General features: G+C 62.4%; 16 protein-coding genes. 4 read left to right on the forward strand and 12 right to left on the reverse strand.

Going from position 1 to position 16,847, the window contains the following annotated elements:
- The first annotated feature begins 1 nt into the window (after position 1).
- From QTJ18_RS07175 to QTJ18_RS07190, 4 genes are all read left to right on the forward strand, one after another.
- Positions 2-877, forward strand: coding sequence for an ABC transporter permease (locus QTJ18_RS07175; protein WP_252754131.1), 876 nt, complete (start codon positions 2-4; stop codon positions 875-877).
- Positions 874-2,601 carry a dipeptide ABC transporter ATP-binding protein gene (locus QTJ18_RS07180; RefSeq protein WP_252754130.1) on the forward strand — a complete coding sequence of 576 codons (1,728 nt, stop codon included), beginning with the start codon at positions 874-876 and terminating at the stop codon, positions 2,599-2,601. The genes QTJ18_RS07175 and QTJ18_RS07180 overlap by 4 nt, the downstream gene beginning before the upstream one ends.
- A gap of 16 nt (positions 2,602-2,617) precedes the next feature.
- Positions 2,618-3,496: a polysaccharide deacetylase family protein gene (locus QTJ18_RS07185; protein ID WP_252754129.1), complete on the forward strand. Its 879-nt coding sequence runs from the start codon at positions 2,618-2,620 to the stop codon at positions 3,494-3,496.
- Positions 3,497-3,748: 252 nt separating this feature from the next.
- On the forward strand, positions 3,749-4,309 hold the full coding sequence (locus QTJ18_RS07190) for a DUF4142 domain-containing protein (RefSeq protein ID WP_252754128.1): 561 nt from the start codon (positions 3,749-3,751) through the stop codon (positions 4,307-4,309).
- Positions 4,310-4,426: 117 nt separating this feature from the next.
- Here QTJ18_RS07190 and QTJ18_RS07195 read toward each other — a convergent pair whose 3' ends face one another.
- The 12 genes from QTJ18_RS07195 to QTJ18_RS07250 form a co-directional block, all read right to left on the reverse strand.
- Complete coding sequence (locus QTJ18_RS07195; protein ID WP_252754127.1) at positions 4,427-5,926, reverse strand: tripartite tricarboxylate transporter permease; 1,500 nt, start codon at positions 5,924-5,926, stop codon at positions 4,427-4,429.
- Positions 5,923-6,408: a tripartite tricarboxylate transporter TctB family protein gene (locus tag QTJ18_RS07200; protein WP_252754126.1), complete on the reverse strand. Its 486-nt coding sequence runs from the start codon at positions 6,406-6,408 to the stop codon at positions 5,923-5,925. The genes QTJ18_RS07195 and QTJ18_RS07200 overlap by 4 nt, the downstream gene beginning before the upstream one ends.
- A gap of 61 nt (positions 6,409-6,469) precedes the next feature.
- Positions 6,470-7,450, reverse strand: coding sequence for a Bug family tripartite tricarboxylate transporter substrate binding protein (locus QTJ18_RS07205; RefSeq protein WP_252754125.1), 981 nt, complete (start codon positions 7,448-7,450; stop codon positions 6,470-6,472).
- A 99-nt stretch (positions 7,451-7,549) separates the two neighbouring features.
- Positions 7,550-8,455, reverse strand: coding sequence for a dihydrodipicolinate synthase family protein (locus QTJ18_RS07210; protein ID WP_252754117.1), 906 nt, complete (start codon positions 8,453-8,455; stop codon positions 7,550-7,552).
- A gap of 274 nt (positions 8,456-8,729) precedes the next feature.
- The gene (locus tag QTJ18_RS07215; protein ID WP_252754124.1) at positions 8,730-9,539 is read right to left on the reverse strand and encodes an IclR family transcriptional regulator; all 810 of its coding nucleotides are present in this window, start codon (positions 9,537-9,539) and stop codon (positions 8,730-8,732) included.
- 88 nt (positions 9,540-9,627) lie between these two features.
- Positions 9,628-10,233: a dihydroxyacetone kinase subunit L gene (locus QTJ18_RS07220; protein WP_252754123.1), complete on the reverse strand. Its 606-nt coding sequence runs from the start codon at positions 10,231-10,233 to the stop codon at positions 9,628-9,630.
- Complete coding sequence (locus QTJ18_RS07225) at positions 10,230-11,225, reverse strand: dihydroxyacetone kinase subunit DhaK (protein WP_252754122.1); 996 nt, start codon at positions 11,223-11,225, stop codon at positions 10,230-10,232. The genes QTJ18_RS07220 and QTJ18_RS07225 overlap by 4 nt, the downstream gene beginning before the upstream one ends.
- A gap of 1 nt (position 11,226) precedes the next feature.
- Positions 11,227-12,642: an FAD-binding oxidoreductase gene (locus QTJ18_RS07230; protein WP_252754121.1), complete on the reverse strand. Its 1,416-nt coding sequence runs from the start codon at positions 12,640-12,642 to the stop codon at positions 11,227-11,229.
- A gap of 9 nt (positions 12,643-12,651) precedes the next feature.
- Positions 12,652-13,929, reverse strand: coding sequence for a TRAP transporter large permease (locus QTJ18_RS07235; RefSeq protein WP_252754120.1), 1,278 nt, complete (start codon positions 13,927-13,929; stop codon positions 12,652-12,654).
- Positions 13,926-14,507 (reverse strand): TRAP transporter small permease, encoded by a 582-nt coding sequence (locus tag QTJ18_RS07240; protein WP_252754119.1) that lies wholly within the window; start codon positions 14,505-14,507, stop codon positions 13,926-13,928. Before QTJ18_RS07240 ends, QTJ18_RS07235 begins: the two co-directional genes overlap by 4 nt.
- A 54-nt stretch (positions 14,508-14,561) precedes the next feature.
- Complete coding sequence (locus tag QTJ18_RS07245) at positions 14,562-15,569, reverse strand: DctP family TRAP transporter solute-binding subunit (protein ID WP_252754118.1); 1,008 nt, start codon at positions 15,567-15,569, stop codon at positions 14,562-14,564.
- A 136-nt stretch (positions 15,570-15,705) separates the two neighbouring features.
- Positions 15,706-16,611 (reverse strand): dihydrodipicolinate synthase family protein, encoded by a 906-nt coding sequence (locus QTJ18_RS07250; protein ID WP_252754117.1) that lies wholly within the window; start codon positions 16,609-16,611, stop codon positions 15,706-15,708.
- Positions 16,612-16,847: the final 236 nt, after the last annotated feature.

Genomic DNA, 16,847 nt, shown 5'->3' on the forward strand with positions numbered 1-16,847 from the left:
CATGCGCGACACTCTGTTTGGCCGTTTCCTCGAAGAATATACCCGCAACAAGGTCGCAACCGGTGCAGCGATCATCGTCTTTCTCATCGTCCTGATCGCCTTGATCGCACCACTGGTCACGCCGCAGGACCCCTACGATCTCGGGAGCCTTGTCCTGCGCGATGCGCGCCGCCCGCCGGGCTATGTCGGCACCGGCGGCTATACACACTGGCTCGGCACCGATTCCCAGGGACGCGACCTGCTCTCGGCGATCATTTACGGTTTGCGGATCTCGCTGCAGATGGGCGTCATCGCCGGCAGCATTGCTTTCGTCATCGGCGCGATGGTCGGATGCTCGGCGGCCTATATCGGCGGGCGCTATGAAAGCCTGGTGATGCGCATCGTCGATCTGCAGCTGTCCTTCCCGGCGATCCTGCTCGCCTTCGTCATCGCCGCATTGCTGGGACAGGGCCGCTACCAGCTCATCATGGCGCTGATTTTCGCGCAATATGCCTATTTCGCCCGGACCGCCCATGGCGCGGCCTCAGCGGAGCGGCAGAAGGACTATGTCGAGGCGGCGCTATCCATTCCCCTTTCACCATTGCGGGTGGTGGTGAAGCATATCCTTCCCAATTCCCTGCCGCCGCTCATCGTGGTCGCGACGGTTCAGGTCGCAAGCGCCATTTCGCTCGAGGCCACCCTCTCCTTCCTCGGCGTCGGCCTGCCGCCCACAGAACCCTCGCTCGGAATGCTGATCTCCAACGGCTTCCAATATCTGCTGTCAGGCCGCTACTGGATCTCCATCTATCCCGGCGTGGCGCTCATCCTCTTCATCGTGTCGCTGAACCTCGTTGGCGACCAGATCCGCGATCAGCTCAACCCGAGGCTCCGCCGATGACCGACACGCAGCCGCAGACCATCACGACGCCCTTGCTCGAGGTCGCCAATCTCGTCACATGGTTCCCGACCGCACGGGGCGAGATCAAGGCCGTCGACGGTGTGTCCTTCTCTCTGGCGCCGGGCGAGGTTCTGGGCCTGGTCGGCGAATCCGGCTCCGGGAAATCGATCACCGGCTTTTCCATCATCGGCTTGATCGACGAGCCGGGGCGCATCCGCGAAGGCTCCATCAAGCTGGAGGGACGCGAACTGATCGGACTGTCGTCCAGCGAATTGCGCGCCATCCGCGGCAAGACCATCTCGATGGTCTTCCAGGACCCGATGATGACGCTGAACCCGGTGCTCAGCATCGGCACGCAGATCAAGCTGGCGCTCGAAGCGCATGAGACGATCCGCGCAAGCGATGCCCGCGCGCGGGCCATCAAGGCGCTGGCGCAGGTTCGCATTTCCGAGCCCGAGCGCAAGGTGGATTTCTTCCCGCACCAGTTCTCCGGCGGCATGCGCCAGCGCGTCGCCATTGCCATTGCCCTCCTGCACCGCCCGAAACTGATCATCTGCGACGAGCCGACCACCGCGCTTGACGTCTCGATCCAGGCGGAGATCCTTGCCGAGATGAAGGAACTGGTCGCCGAACTCGGCACGGCGCTGATCTGGATCAGCCATGATCTGGCGATCGTATCATCCATCGCAGATCGCGTGGCGGTCATGAAGACGGGCAAAATCGTCGAAATCGGTCCGGCCCTCGGCGTCTTGACCAGGCCACAGCATGATTACACCCGCGCATTGCTGGATGCCCTGCCATCCAGGGCCAAACCCGGGCAGCTTCTTCTGCGCGGCACCGGCATTGCCGATGCCGCACCTCCGCCGCGGAAGGCCGCAACCGCCAATCTGCCGCCGCTCGGCAGTCCCTATCTGGTGATCGATCAGGCGGTGAAACGGTTCGAAAAACCTGCGGGCATCATGCGCCGGCTGGCGATGAAGTCGGGCATTGCCCAACCGGTAACGGCTGTCCAGGCAGTCGACGGCGTCAGTCTCGTCCTCAAGCGCGGCGAGGTGCTGGGTCTCGTCGGCGAATCCGGATCCGGCAAATCTACCCTTGGCCGCATGGCCGCCGGCATCACCGTTCCGACCGCCGGCACCATTCGTCTCAATGGACAGCCGGTGATGAGCGGCGGCCGCAGCCCCGCGAAGATCACCACCCGCATCCAGACGATTTTCCAGGATCCCTTCGCCTCTCTCAACGGCCGCATGCGCATTGGCGATATCGTGGCGGAAGGACCGCTCGCCCACAGGCTCGTGACCCGCGCAGAAGCCGCGCGCTATGTGGCGGACTGGCTCGCGGCCGTGGGGCTTGATCCCGCCTTTGCCAATCGCTTCCCGCATCAGTTTTCCGGCGGGCAGAGGCAGCGGATCGCGATTGCCCGCGCGCTTGCCATGCAACCGGATGTCGTCGTCTGCGATGAGCCGGTGGCGTCGCTTGACGTGTCGATCCAGGCGCAGATCATCAATCTGCTGATCCGTTTGCGATCGGAACTGGACCTGTCGCTGATCTTCATCAGCCATGACCTGTCGGTCGTGCGCCATCTGTGCGACCGCGTTGCCATCATGTATCGCGGGCGGATCGTCGAAGAGGGCGATGCCGGCACGATCTATGCCGATCCACAGCACGATTACACCAAGCGCCTGCTGGCGGCGGTACCGGTACTGCCGCAGGCTGCCGAATAACGAGAGGGAGAGTTGAATGGAACCTTGGGAATGGGATGAGGCGACCTGGCGCGGCAAGGTCGAAAAGGTACGCGCCGGCCGGTCGCTGAAGCCGAAGGCCTGGCAAAATGGCGCCCGCTGCGCCGTTGCGCTCTCCTTCGACAGCGACCACGAGACGAACGAGCTGCGCGATGGCGGCGAATCCATCGGCCGCCTGTCGCAGGGCCAGTATGGCAACAGGGTCGGCATCCCGCGTATCCTCCAGACGCTGCGGGCAGCAGAGATTCCTGCAACCTTTTTCGTGCCGGCCGTTGCCGCTCTCCTCTACCCGGATGAACAACGACAGGTCATCGCCGAGGGCCATGAAATCGGCCTGCATGGCTGGATCCACGAGGTCAATACCAAGGTGCCGCCGGAGAAAGAGCGCGAACTGCATCTACGCGCCGCCGACACGCTGGAAAAGATCACCGGCGTGCGCGCCGTCGGCATGCGGACCCCGTCCTGGGACTTCTCATCGGTGACGCTCGAGATCGAGCGCGAACTCGGCCTGCTCTACGATAGCTCGCTGATGGCCGACGACGATCCGTATGAGCTGGTTGAGGATGGCGAGCCGACGGGCATGGTGGAATTGCCCGTCGAATGGATTCGCGATGACGCCGTCTATTTCAACATGAACCGGTTTACCGCGCACAGGCCCTATACGCCGCCCCCCGCAGTGCTCGACATCTTCAAGCGCGAATTCGACCGCGCCTATGAGGAAGGCGGTCTCTTTCTGCTCACCATGCACCCGCATGTGACCGGCTATCGTTCGCGCATCTTCATCCTTGAAGAGCTGATCCGTCATATTCAGGGTCATGACGATGTCTGGTTCGCCACGCATGCCGATATTGCCCGCTTCGTGAAACAGGGCCATTAGGCGCAGGAGGTCAACGATCCCGGTCCGGAAGCCGAGCTCCGAGAGCAAGCGCTCAAGGATCAGGGCCGCCTTGCGAACCGGTCAGCCTTCTTTGCGTGCGGTGAACAATAGTCCTGCACCGGGCACCTGTATGGCGTGTCCGCGCGTGACACATTTCGGCGGGTCAGCCTCTGCCGCCTGTCCTTCTCCAGTCCGGGGGAACTTCCGGATGTGACGCCTGTTAGAGCGCCGCCCCTTAAGATGGAGATAACCATGAACCGCCGACATATCATGAAGGCAGCTGTTGCGATCGCCGCCGTCCCCGCACTGCTGTCCTCAACATCCGCCTCAGCGCAATCGGCCAGTGCGCCGGGCGAGGCCGAAAAGAAGCATGCAATGGCGACCAAACCGGTCGGCGCGCTCTCGCTGGCGACAAGCCGACTTGCCACGAGCAAGGCAACCGATCCTATGGTCAAGGCCTTCGCCAAATGGGAGGTCGCCGAGCAGGAAACCATTGCCGACATTCTGAAAACGATGGAAGCGGCCGGAAAGGCCGAAGGGGCGCTGAAGCCGCCATCCGATCAGGAGGTGGAAGCCATGCTCGATGCCGAGGGCAAGGCCGCGCTCGACAAGCTGAAAGCCGCAAGCGGCGCCGAATTCGACAAGGCTTACGTCACGGCGCAACTCGATGGACACCGCAAGCTCCTGACGATCCAGGAAGATTACCTGAAGGTCGGGCAGAACCGCGAGCATCTGAGCGTCACCAAACTGGCACGCGGACAGATCCAGGAACATATCGATCATCTGGACATGCTGAAATCCAGCCTGGGCTGACGATTTCAGGCGATCGACAGACGGAGGCCAGGGCGCCTGGCCTTTGTCGAAGCTTCCGTGTCTTGTTGCCGTATCTGCGGACGATCTTGAACCGGAAGGCGTGCAGCCGACTGAAGATCACGTTTCCCTGGATGCGGACTGGCGCCGCCTGAGCATCGAGATCAGGGGCGATATCCAGATCAGAAGGGTGATGGCGCCCAGCGATGCCGCGATCGGCCGGTCGAAGAAGGCGAGCAGCGATCCGCCGGACTTCATCATAGAGGTGAGGAAATTCTGCTCAACGAGCGGCCCGAGGACGATGCCGAGAACGAAGGGCGCAATCGGAATGCCGTTCTCTTCCATGAAATAGCCGACGACACCGAAAGCCAGAGCCACGCCGACGGCCGTGATCGTGTTCTCCACGGCGAAGGAGCCCACCATGCAGAACACCAGGATGATCGGCATCAGAATGGGAAGCTTCACCTTCAGGATCATCCGGCCGCAGCGGATCGCCGCCCAGCCGAGGGGAATCATCAGCAGGTTGGCCAAGATGAAGGCCATGAAGATGCCGTAGACGGTGACCGGATTGTTGAGGAAGATGGTCGGCCCTGGATTGACGCCCTTCATGAACAGCACGCCGATGACGATCGCAGTGATCGCATCGCCTGGAATGCCGAAGACAAGTGCCGGCACATATGCACCGCTGACGGCGGCATTGTTCGCCGCACCTGCGGCGGCAAGGCCCTCCTGCGAACCGCGCCCATATTCCTGAGGGTTCTTCGAGAATTTCTTGGCAAGCGAATAGGATACCCAGGCCGCGATATCCGCTCCAGCGCCGGGCACGATCCCGATGATCGTTCCGAGAACATTGCCTTGCGCGATCGCCCTGCGCTGGCGCCACAGGATGCGGGTCTGGCCTGAAAACACGCCCTTGAGCTCCACCTGTTCGAGCGGCAGCTGCGGATTGCGGCGGGCATAGAAGCGGAAGATTTCGGCAACGGCAAAGACACCGATCATGACCGGGACAAGCGAAACGCCGCCGATCAGGGCTGAACTGCCGAAGGTGAAGCGCGGCACGCCGCTGACGGGATCGATGCCGATGGTGGAGACCAGCAGACCGAGGGAAAGCGAGATGATGCCCTTGATCGGCGATCCCTGCATGATGAAGGCGGATGTCGTCAGGCCGAGCAGGCAGAGCCAGAAATATTCGAAGCTGCTGAACTTGAGGGCGATTGCCGCGAGAGGCGGCGCGAAAACGGAGAGCACGAGGGCGCCGAAAATGCCGCCGATCGCCGAGGTGAGCAGGCAAATGCCGAGCGAGACATGGGCAAGCCCCTTCTTGGTAAGAGAATATGCATCATCCGTGTAGGCGGCCGAGGCCGGGGTCCCCGGCATGCGGAGCAAAGCCGAGGGAATGTCTCCCGCAAACATCGCCATGGCGGACGCGGTCACCATCGCCGCCACTGCCGGTACCGGGTCCATGTAGAATGTCACAGGGACAAGCAGTGCCGTCGCCATTGTCGCGGTCAGCCCCGGCACGGCGCCCAAGAACAGGCCGAACACGGCGCTGCCGAGGATTACCGCCAGCACATAAGGAGAGAAGAGTTCGGCAGCTGCCGCAAGGATATTCGCCATCATAGCCAGAGCGCCCAGGGTTGGAGCAGACCGCGCGGCAGAGGCACGAGCAGGCCCTTCGAAAACATCAGATAGATGATGATGCTGGCGAGCAGGGAGAGCGCGATGGCCTTGGGAAACCGCATACCGCCGAAGATCAGCAGGATTGTGAGTGTCGCGGTCGCGAGCGGAATGAAGCCGATCAGGTCGCTGAGATAGATATAGGAAAGCATCGCCAGGAGGACCAGAACGGGTCCGCCGAGCCTTGGGGCCTCGGCAGGCGCGGCTGCGTCCTCATCCTCGTTTTGCCCTGCATCCGGCTTCACGACGGCGAGTGTCACGCCCGCCGCCACAGCCGCAACGCCAAGCAGAGCCGGGAAAAATCCCGGGCCGTAAGTGATGTGCGTGCCCGACATCGGCTCCGGGAGCTGCAGAGACATGTAGATGATGACGATGCCGACCACCGCCACGAGAAGGCCAAGCCTTCTGTCCCCAAGATTGGTCATGAAATCTCTCCCGACTGAAGAGGTGAAGCCACCGGCCTCACCTCTTCAGTCTCCTTCGACGTCACTTGGTTTTCAGCGCATTGATGACCTTCGTCGTCTCTTCGAAATGCTCGCCGAGAAAGCTCGTGAAGTCCGCATGATTGCGCCAGGCGACGCCGAAGCCGCGGGCTTCCATGCCCTTCTTGAACGTCTCGCTTTCGACCACCTTCTGGACCGCCGCTTCGATGCGCGAGACGAGTGCCGGGTCCATCTGGGCCGGCCCGCCTATGCCGCGCCAGGTGCCGCCGACATAGGACTTGCCGAGCTGTTCCTTCACCGTCGGCACGTTGGGATCTATGGCGATGCGTTCCTCGCTCATGACCGCCACCGTGCGCACGACCCCGGCCTGTGCAAGGGCCGTCGTTTCCGGAATGGAGCAGAGAACGACATCGACACCGCCGGCCGCCAGCTCTTGCAGCGCAGCCGAAGAGCCGGCTCCGGGAATGAGGTTCAGCTTGGTGACGTCAACCCCCTGATCGAGCAGCATTGCGACGAAGGGAATGTCCCAGCTCGCATTGCAGGCACCGCCGCAATGGATCTTCAACTTGCCCGGATCGGCCTTGATGGCCGCGATCAGTTCCTTGGTGTCCTTGAAGGGGGAGTCCTTGGCAACATGGATCGCGGAAGGATCGGCATTGAACTGGGCAATGGCCGTGAAAGTCTCAGGCGTGAAATTGGCCTGCCCCAGCAGCTTGAACTGCGCAATCGGCGAGAGCTGACCGAGCGTGTGGCCGTCCTTGGCCGCATTTGCATAGGTCGTGTAACCCACGATGCCGGAGGCCTGGGCCTGGTTGACGATGGTGAAAGGCTTGCCGAGTTCGGCCTCGAGGCCCGCGCCGAGAAGGCGCATCGTGTAGTCGCTGCCGCCACCGGCACCGGCAACGACGATCATCTGAACCGGCCGTTCGGGCCATTCCGCCAGGGCGACGGAGGCGGACAGAATGCCGCCGGCAGCAGCCAGGCTGCCGAGAAGGCGCGAAAATGTTCTGGAAACGTTGTTCAAGATTTCCTCCCTTGAAACGGTTGTGGGCTTCATGCCCGGATACTTCTCCATCTGCAAGCCGGCGGCATACCTCCCTGCCGCCGGTTTCGGCGTCAGCGCTTATGCGGCGGCCTTGAAGGGCACGTCGAGGCCTTCGAAGGCTGCGGCGATGCGGCGCTTGCGGGCTTCGTCCGGCATGCGCATGGGCGCACGCGGCAAAGCGAGCGGCACGCCCTGGAGCGACTGGGCATATTTGATGCAGGCCGGCAGGTCGTCGCAGATCAGCGCGTTCCAGAAGGTCAGCAGCTTGCGGTGCAGGGCGAGCGCGGCCACATGATCGCCGGCCTGGACGAGATCCCACAGCTTGACCACGGCGGCGGGCGCTGCCGCCGGATTGGCGGCGATCGTGCCATGCGCACCGAGCGCGAAACTCGGATAGAGAAGCGCATCCACGGCCGTGAAGACGAGCTTGCCCTCCGGCACCTCCTGGAGAAGATCGGCAAGCAGCTTCAGGTCGCCATTGCTCTGCTTGACGCCGATGACACCCGGCACTTCCTTCATGATGCGGATCAGCAGGGCGGGGCTCAGATAGCACCACGGCACGACGTTATAGATGAGAACCGGCAGGCCGCTTTCCCCGGCGATCGCCTTGAAGTGATCGACGATGGCGTCGTCGGACGGGCGGAAGACATAATGCGGCGGCGTCACCTGCAGGGCGACCGAACCGGCCCTTGCGGCCATCTTGCAGCGGTCGACGGCCTGGCGGGTGGAGTTGATGATGACGCCGGCGATCAGCGGCGCCTTTCCGGCAAGCGTTTCGGCCGCCGTCTCCAGAAGAGCCTGAAGCTCGGACATTTCCAGCGTGTGACCCTCCGCCGACGAACCGCCGACGCAGATACCGTGGACGCCGGACTCCAGCATGAAGCGGATCTGCGTCTTGAACTGGTCGAAGATGATGTCGCCATTGGCGTCGAAAGGGGTGGTGGTTGGCGGAATTATGCCAAACAATTGCGGTGCGGACGCCATGCTTTCCTCCATTATGCGAACATAATGTCTGAATAGTGGACATATTCTTCATCGTCAAGCGCCGGCATGCAATTGCGGCCTTTTATCTGACCAATTTTTCGTGAGAGCGCAGGCACCAGACGATAGCGCGGCAAAAGCAGGTAAGCATCGCTATGATTTTGTTCTCATTGATGAATTTCGGCAGAGCAGGCATGCGCCATCGACGTCGGAACGGTTTAACGAGACCGGACCGAGCGATGGGCTATCGGTGGACCGTGCGGCGACGTCTTGGGGTTCACTCTCCGTTGCGCTCGTATCCGAGGCGGCGCGAGATTTTGTCCGCCTGTGCGACAACCAGGCTGGCATATTCCGGGATCGTCTTGTCGGTGAAATTCTCTTTCTTGCCGGTCACGCTGATCGCCGCGAAAACCCGTCCGCTGGCGTTTCGAATGGGAGCCGCGACGCAGCGGCGCCAATCCTCGTATTCGGCATCGTCGATGGAATATCCCCGTTCACGGATCGCGGCGAGATCGTCCATCAACTGTTTGCCGGAGGTGATCGTGTTCGGTGTCAGCGCGGTGAACCCATGCGATATGATCCGGTCCACGACCGATTGCGGCTGGAAGGCGAGGGCTGCCTTGCCGGTGGCACTGCAATAGGCGGCCGCGCTTTCGAGCGTGACGACCCGGTTCACCTGCCCGACCTTCGAATCGGCGCGTTCGACCATCACGATCTCAAAGCCGTCGAAGACCCCAAGATGCACCGACTGGCCGGTCTTGTTGACGAGCGTCGCAATGCTCTCGCTCGCCTCCCTCTGCACATCCATATTTGCAAGAACCGTATTGCCGAGCTCGAAAAGCTTGAGGCCGAGGCGGTATTTCTCGCGGTCGCGATCCTGGTCGATCAGACCGAGCGAACGCAGAGAACCGACGATGCGATGAACCGTCGTGCGCGGCAGTTTGGTGCGCCTGGCGATTTCCAGAACGGAGAGCGAGCGGTCGTCACGCGAGAAGCAGTCCAGCACCGCCAGCATCTTCGAAAAGGAAAGCATCTGGCTGGAACTGCGTTCGTTTTCCGCTTCGGATTGTTCGATCTGCTTAGACATTCCCGCTCCTGATCAGCATCCTCTTGAACGTGGGTTATCACGCTTTGCCGATCGTTGAAATGTTGCCGGAGGCGACCGCATCAACCCATCATGCCACCGCTTTGCACAGCTCTGCGAAGGCAAGCATGCCCGGATCGTCCAGCCCGATGGTCTGGTCGGCAAACATGCGGGCGCGGCCGATCTTGTTCGGCCTGCCGCGAAATTCCAGAAGAGCGGCCTGCGTCGCCTCGACGGCCAGCCGCTTCGCCTCCTGCGGATCGCCGACCCCTTCAAGGGCCCGCGCCACGGCATCGATCGCGTCGAGAACTGTCTTGTCGCCGAGCGTTGCCCCGCCCCGCGCCATCATCGCGTCACGCGCTTTGGCAAGCAGCGGCGCCAGCTCGGAAAGCGGCACGGCTTCCTGACCTTTGGTGCTCTTGGCGAAGGTCATCAGCGCCGTGGCAAACAGGGTGCCAAGGCTCGATCCGGTCGCGACGGCCGCCGCTTTTGCGTAGGCTGAGAAGCAGGCGCCAACATCCTCGTCGGACGCTGCGGCCGCCGTGTCGATCGCGGAAATGACGCGCGCCAGCATGCCGCCAGTATCGCCATCGCCGAGCTTGGCATCGGCGGCATTCAGTTCCTGCTCCAGCTCCACCATGGCGGCGGCTGCCTTGCTGACGATGGCCTTGACGTCTTTGACTGCGAAAGTGCTCATCCGACCCTCCAGAACGGGCAATAGGCGGGTGCCGCCAACAGTGATTTCAGCTCCTCGTCGAGGAAGCAGAGGCTGATGGAGGCTCCTGCCATTTCCATCGAAGTGACGAAGTTGCCAACCAGCGGCTGGACAATGGTCAGATCGGCCGCGGCCAGCTTCCGGGAGGCGTGCCGGTAGAGAATGAAGAGTTCCTCCAGCGGTGTTGCGCCGAGACCGTTGACCAGGATCGAGACCTCGGAGCCGGCATTTTGCGGCGCCTCCGCGAGAAGCCGATCCAGCATTTCGTCGGCAATTTCGTCGGCGGACGTCAAAGTGTTGCGCCAGATGCCGGGCTCGCCATGAATGCCCATGCCCATCTCGATCTCGTTCTCGCCAAGCGTGAATGTCGGCTTGGCCGAACCCGGGACCTGGCACGGAGCAAGCGCGACGCCGATGGTGCGGGTGGCGGCGACCGCCTTTGCGGCCGTAGCCGTCACCTCGTCGAGGTCGGCGCCGGTCTCAGCCTTCGCACCGGCGATCTTGTAGGCATAGACAATTCCCGCCACGCCGCGGCGCTTGGCGCTTTCCTCGGGCGAGGCGCTGGCAATGTCGTCGGTGCCGAGCACCGTCGTGGTGCGGATCTCGTCCTCCAGCATTTCGCCGGCCATGTCGAAATTCATGCGGTCGCCGCCGTAATTGCCGTAGAGCCGAAGCACGCCGCGGCCGCCATCGGCAAGCTTGATCGCATCCATGCAGGAACCGACATTCGGGCCTTCGAAGACGTTGCCGATCGAGCAGGTGTCGAGCAGTCCCTGGCCGACATAGCCCGTGAACAGCGGCAGATGGCCGGATCCGCCGCCGGAGGCAATGCCGACCTTGCCCTTGCGCGCGCCTTCCGCCCGCCGGATGACCCGACCATTCTCGCCATCGCGGACGATGGAGGGATTGGCCATTGTCAGGCCATCCAAAGCCTCATCGACGAAATTGCCGGGTGCATTCATCAGTTTCTTCATATCAGTGGTCTCCCATGCCTGAAGGCAACATCTTGCCGGGATTCATGATCCCATTGGGATCGAGTGCAGTCTTGATCGTGCGCATGACGTCGAGCGCCACGCCGTGTTCGGTCTCCATGTAGCGAATTTTCCCGATGCCTATGCCGTGTTCCCCGCTGCAGGTCCCGCCGAACTGGATGGCGCGCAGGCTGACACGGCTCGCAAGCGCCTCGGCCCTTCTGCGGTCCTCCGGATCTTCGGGGTCAAACAGGATCGCGAGGTGGAAATTGCCATCGCCGACATGACCGACCAGCGGTGCCGTCATGCCGCTTTCTTCAATGTCCTTCTTTGTCGCCTCGATGCAGGCGGCCAGTTCCGAAATCGGCACGCAGGCGTCGGTGCCGATCAACCGGTGGCCAGGGATCAGCGCCACATTGGCGAAATAGGTATTGTGCCTTGCCGTCCATAGGCGGGAGCGCTCTTCCGGGCGGTTGGCGAACTGGAAGCCATTGCCGCCGAATTCTTCCGCAAGCGCCTGCATGGTTTCCGTCTGCTCGGCAACAACCGCGGGTGTGCCATGGAACTCAAAGAAGAGGGTCGGCTGCTCCTGAAATTCGTCGAGTTTCGAATACCGGATGCAGGCGCGCATCTGCATTTCGTCGGCAAGTTCGATCCGCGCCACATTGATGCCGATCTGTAAGGCGGCGATGACGGTGCCGACTGCGCTCTGCATATCCGGAAACTGGCAGACGGCTGACGAGATCGTTTCGGGAATGCCGCTCAGCTTCAGCGCGACTTCCGTGATGACGCCGAGCGTGCCTTCGCTGCCGACATAGAGCCGGGTCAAGTCCAATCCGGCTGCGGATTTGCGCGCCCGGCCACCGGTGCGGATGATGCGGCCGTCGGGCGTCACGACGGTGAGGCCGAGCGTCACTTCGCGCATGGTGCCGTAGCGAACGGCATTGGTACCGGAGGCGCGCGTGGCGGCCATTCCGCCGAGCGTCGCATGGGCGCCCGGATCGACGGGGAAGAACAGGCCGCTGGCGCGCAGCTCGGTATTGAGCTGCTCTTTCGTGACGCCCGCCTCGACCCGGCAGTCCATGCTTTCGGCATTGACCGCAATGATCCGCGTCATGCCGGACAAGTCGAGGGCCACGCCGCCGAAAAGCGGGACGACGTGGCCCTCCAGGGAGGATCCGGCTCCGAAGGGAATGAGGGGCGTGCGGGTGTCGTTGCAGATCGCGGCGATCGCGGCAACCTCCTCCGTCGTGTGCGCAAATGCGACCGCATCGGGCATGGCGCTGTCCGGCAGGCCCTCGCCATGGCCATGCTGTTCACGCAGGACCCTGGAGATCGAGATCCGGTCACCGAGAAGAGCGGCAAGCCTGGGCAGGACTCTGGCTTCGAAATCCGACGATGGTTCTGTCATTGGCTGCATGGCACGACCTCAGCGCAGGTATTGGAGCGGCACGGTGACAAGCTCCGGAAACAGGACGAGCAGAAAGAGCACGGCAATCTCGGCGAGGAGGAAAGGCGTCACCCCGCGGATCACCAATCCGAGCGGAACCCGTGCGACGCCCGCCGCAACATTCAGCACCGTGCCGACCGGCGGCGTGATCAGGCCGATCGCATTGTTCATGATGAACAGCACGCCGAAATAGACCGGATCTATGCCCGCCATCTTGATGACCGGCACAAGGACCGGCGTCAGGATGAGGATGGTCGGCACGAAATCGAGCGCGGTTCCGATGATCACGACAAGCACCATGATGACGAACATCAGCATGATCTTATTGTCCATGAAAGGCTCAAGAAGGCGTCCGACCTCGGCGGGGACGTTGGCGATCGTGATGAGCCATGCTGAGACAACGGCAGTCGCGGCAAGGAACATCACCACCGACGTGGTTTTCGCCGCCGACAGGAAGACTTGGTAGAGGTCGGCGATCTTCAGTTCGCGATAGATGAACAGGCCGACGAAAAGGGCGTAGACCGCCGCCACGACGGCGGCTTCCGTCGGCGTGAACACGCCAAGCTTCAGTCCGCCGATGATGACGACCGGCAGCAGGAAAGCCCAGAAACCGTCAATGACCGTCTTGCGGCGCTTGGCCCAGCTTGCCTTGGGCGTGGTGGCGACCTGGTCACGGCGCGCGACCGTCCACCACGTCGCCATCAGCGCAATGCCCATCAGGATGCCCGGCACGATGCCGGCGAGGAACAATTGACGGATCGAGACATTGCCGGACACGCCGTACAGCACAAGGCCGATCGACGGCGGGATGATCGGCGCGATGACGCCACCGGCCGAGATCAGGCCTGCCGAGCGGGGAATGTTGTAATTGGCCTTGCGCATCATCGGGATGAGAAGCGCGGCAATGGCCGCCGTATCGGCCACGGCCGAACCCGACAGCGATGCCATGATCACCGAGGCGATGATTGCGACATAACCCAGACCGCCGCGCCAGTGGCCGACCCAGGCCATGGCCGCCTCGACGATCCGGCGCGACAGGCCGCCGGCATTCATGAGTTCGCCGGCCAGCATGAAGAAGGGCACGGCCATCAGCGGAAAACTGTCGGCGCCGGTGAACAGGTTCTGGGCAATGATCTGCGCATCGAAATTGTTGAGGTAGACCATCAGCGCAATGCCGGTGACCAGCAAGGCGAAGGCAATGGGCAGCCCGATCGCCATGGCGCCGAGCAGAGCGGATACGAAGACGACGACGGTCATGGATTTTTCTCTTGCGAATGCATGCCGCCGGAGGTCGACCCGGTTTTGCCGGCTGCCGCGGCCTCGATCGCCAGCGCTTCTTCGGCGTCGATGGCGCCAAACAGATCCTCGTTGCGGATCCTGCCTTTGGCGAATTCGTAAAGGCGCGCCACGGTCAGCGCGATGATGCCGATGCTGAGAACATAGGCCGAGGCGTAGATGTATTCCATCGGGAGGCCCATGACGGGCGAATAGTTCTGCATATTGATCGAGTGACCCCGCAATGTGCCGATGAAGATCAGCGAGCAGCTCCAGATGATCAGCAGCGAGCAGATGACGAAGCAGATCTTTCTGCCGAGCGGCGGCAGCGCGCTGACCAGGAAATCGGCGCCGAGATGAGCGCGGTCGCGAAAGCCGACCACCGTGCCGAGAAAGGCCAGCCAGATGAAGGCGAACCGGGAAAGCTCTTCGGAAACGGTGATGCCGGAATTGAAGCCGTACCGCAGCACGACATTGCCGAACACCATCACGACCATGCAGCCGAGCAGGATGACGAGGGCGATTTCAAACAGGCGGAAAAGCCAGTCGACGTAGCGCATGGATCGATCTCCCGGGAGGTGGAGCCGGAGGCGTGCCCCGGCCCCGCCACATCCTCAATTGCCGCTGCGCGATGCTTCGATCGCCTTGATGTAGCGGTCCGCGAAATCCTTGCCGGCAAGCTCCGAATGTTTGGCGATCACCGGTTTCATCTGCTCGGCCATGCGGGCCAGCTCGGCATTGTCGACCGGATTGGACGTCATGCCGCCCTCCTCGATCGTCTTCAGGAGGCCTGCTTCCATTTCGGCGAACTGCTTGCGTTTCCATTCGACCGCATCCTTCCCGGCGGCAACGATCAGCTGCTGGTTCTCCGGCGTCATCGCGTCATAGGTCTTGCGGCTCATGACGATGATTTCCGAGTTGACGGAATGCCCCGTCAAGCTGATGAATTTCTGGACCTCGTAAACGCGCATCGCGTTGATTTGCGCAAGCGGCGCTTCCTGCGCGTCCACCGTGCCGGTCTCCAGCGCGGCGTAGACTTCCGAGACCGGCATCGGCGTCGGATTGGCTCCCAGTGCGGAGAACATATCGATATACATGGCGTTCGGGATGACGCGGACTTTCAGGCCCTTGAAGTCCTCCCATTTGGTAATCGGTTGCTTGCTGTTGGTCGCATGGCGGAAACCGTTATGCGAAAAGCCGAGAGCCACCCACCCCTTCTCATACAGCTTGGCGGCCAGTTCCTTGCCCATTTCGCCGCCCAGCACACCGTAAAACTCGTCAGAATTGCGATAGAGGAACGGGAATTCGACGACGGCCATCTCCTTGACCTGTGCGGCGAGGCCGGCGGCATTGGCCGTCGAGATATCTTGCGTGCCCGACTGCACCTGCTGCTGCATCTGCCCGTCATTGCCGAGCGTGCCGTCGGTATAGACGTTGATGTTAAGCGCGCCGGCGCTTCTTTCCTTCACAAGTTCGGAAAGCTTCTTGAGCACCATCGCCGATGGATGGGTCGCCGCCATGCTGGTGCCGGCGCGAAGATCGGCAGCAAAAGCGCTCGCGGCGAGGAGCGTCACAAGGGCTGCGGCGGATGCGATGACATGTAGTTTGCGAAACTGGAACATTGTTTCCCTCCCAGAAAAACAAGAATTGAGACAGAGCAGGCGTCGTCATTGCCCCCGCCGCGGTGGACGGGGGGCAGTCATGCATTTGTGCCGCCAGGTCCGGCAACCTCCCTGCCGCCGGTTTCGGCGTCAGCGCTTACGCGGCGGCCTTGAAGGGCACGTCGAGGCCTTCGAAGGCTGCGGCGATCCGGCGCTTGCGGGCTTCGTCCGGCATGCGCATGGGCGCACGCGGCAAAGCGAGCGGCACGCCCTGGAGCGACTGGGCATATTTAATGCAGGCCGGCAGGTCGTCGCAGATCAGCGCGTTCCAGAAGGTCAGCAGCTTGCGGTGCAGGGCGAGCGCGGCCACATGATCGCCGGCCTGGACGAGATCCCACAGCTTGACCACGGCGGCGGGCGCCGCCGCCGGATTGGCGGCGATCGTGCCATGCGCACCAAGCGCGAAACTCGGATAGAGAAGCGCATCCACGGCCGTGAAGACGAGCTTGCCCTCCGGCACCTCCTGGAGAAGATCGGCGAGCAGCTTCAGGTCGCCATTGCTCTGCTTGACGCCGATGACGCCCGGCACTTCCTTCATGATGCGGATCAGCAGGGCGGGGCTCAGATAGCACCACGGCACGACGTTATAGATGAGAACCGGCAGGCCGCTTTCCCCGGCGATCGCCTTGAAGTGATCGACGATGGCGTCATCGGACGGGCGGAAGACATAATGCGGCGGCGTCACCTGCAGGGCGACCGAGCCGGCCCTTGCGGCCATCTTGCAGCGGTCGACGGCCTGGCGGGTGGAGTTGATGATGACGCCGGCGATCAGCGGCGCCTTTCCGGCAAGCGTTTCGGCCGCCGTCTCCAGAAGAGCCTGAAGCTCGGACATTTCCAGCGTGTGACCCTCCGCCGACGAACCGCCGACGCAGATACCGTGGACGCCGGACTCCAGCATGAAGCGGATCTGCGTCTTGAACTGGTCGAAGATGATGTCGCCATTGGCGTCGAAAGGGGTGGTGGTTGGCGGGATGATGCCAAACAATTGCGGTGCGGACGCCATGCTTTCCTCCATTATGCGAACATAATGTCTGAATAGTGGACATATTGCGTGCCGTCAACTGCTCATCGCAACGGGGCATAGAAACGCGCTTACTTTCTGCTGTCTTCGAGCGGGAGAAACTTGCACCGCGCTCAGTCTTCCCGCATCGGCACGTCCCGGATTGGTGCCGGAGGGATGATCGTCGCTGGATCGGGCATGGGCGTGTAGGCGTAGGCGTAGGACACACGCGCAGACGC

This window comes from Rhizobium sp. SSA_523, assembly GCF_030435705.1.
GTDB lineage: Bacteria > Pseudomonadota > Alphaproteobacteria > Rhizobiales > Rhizobiaceae > Neorhizobium.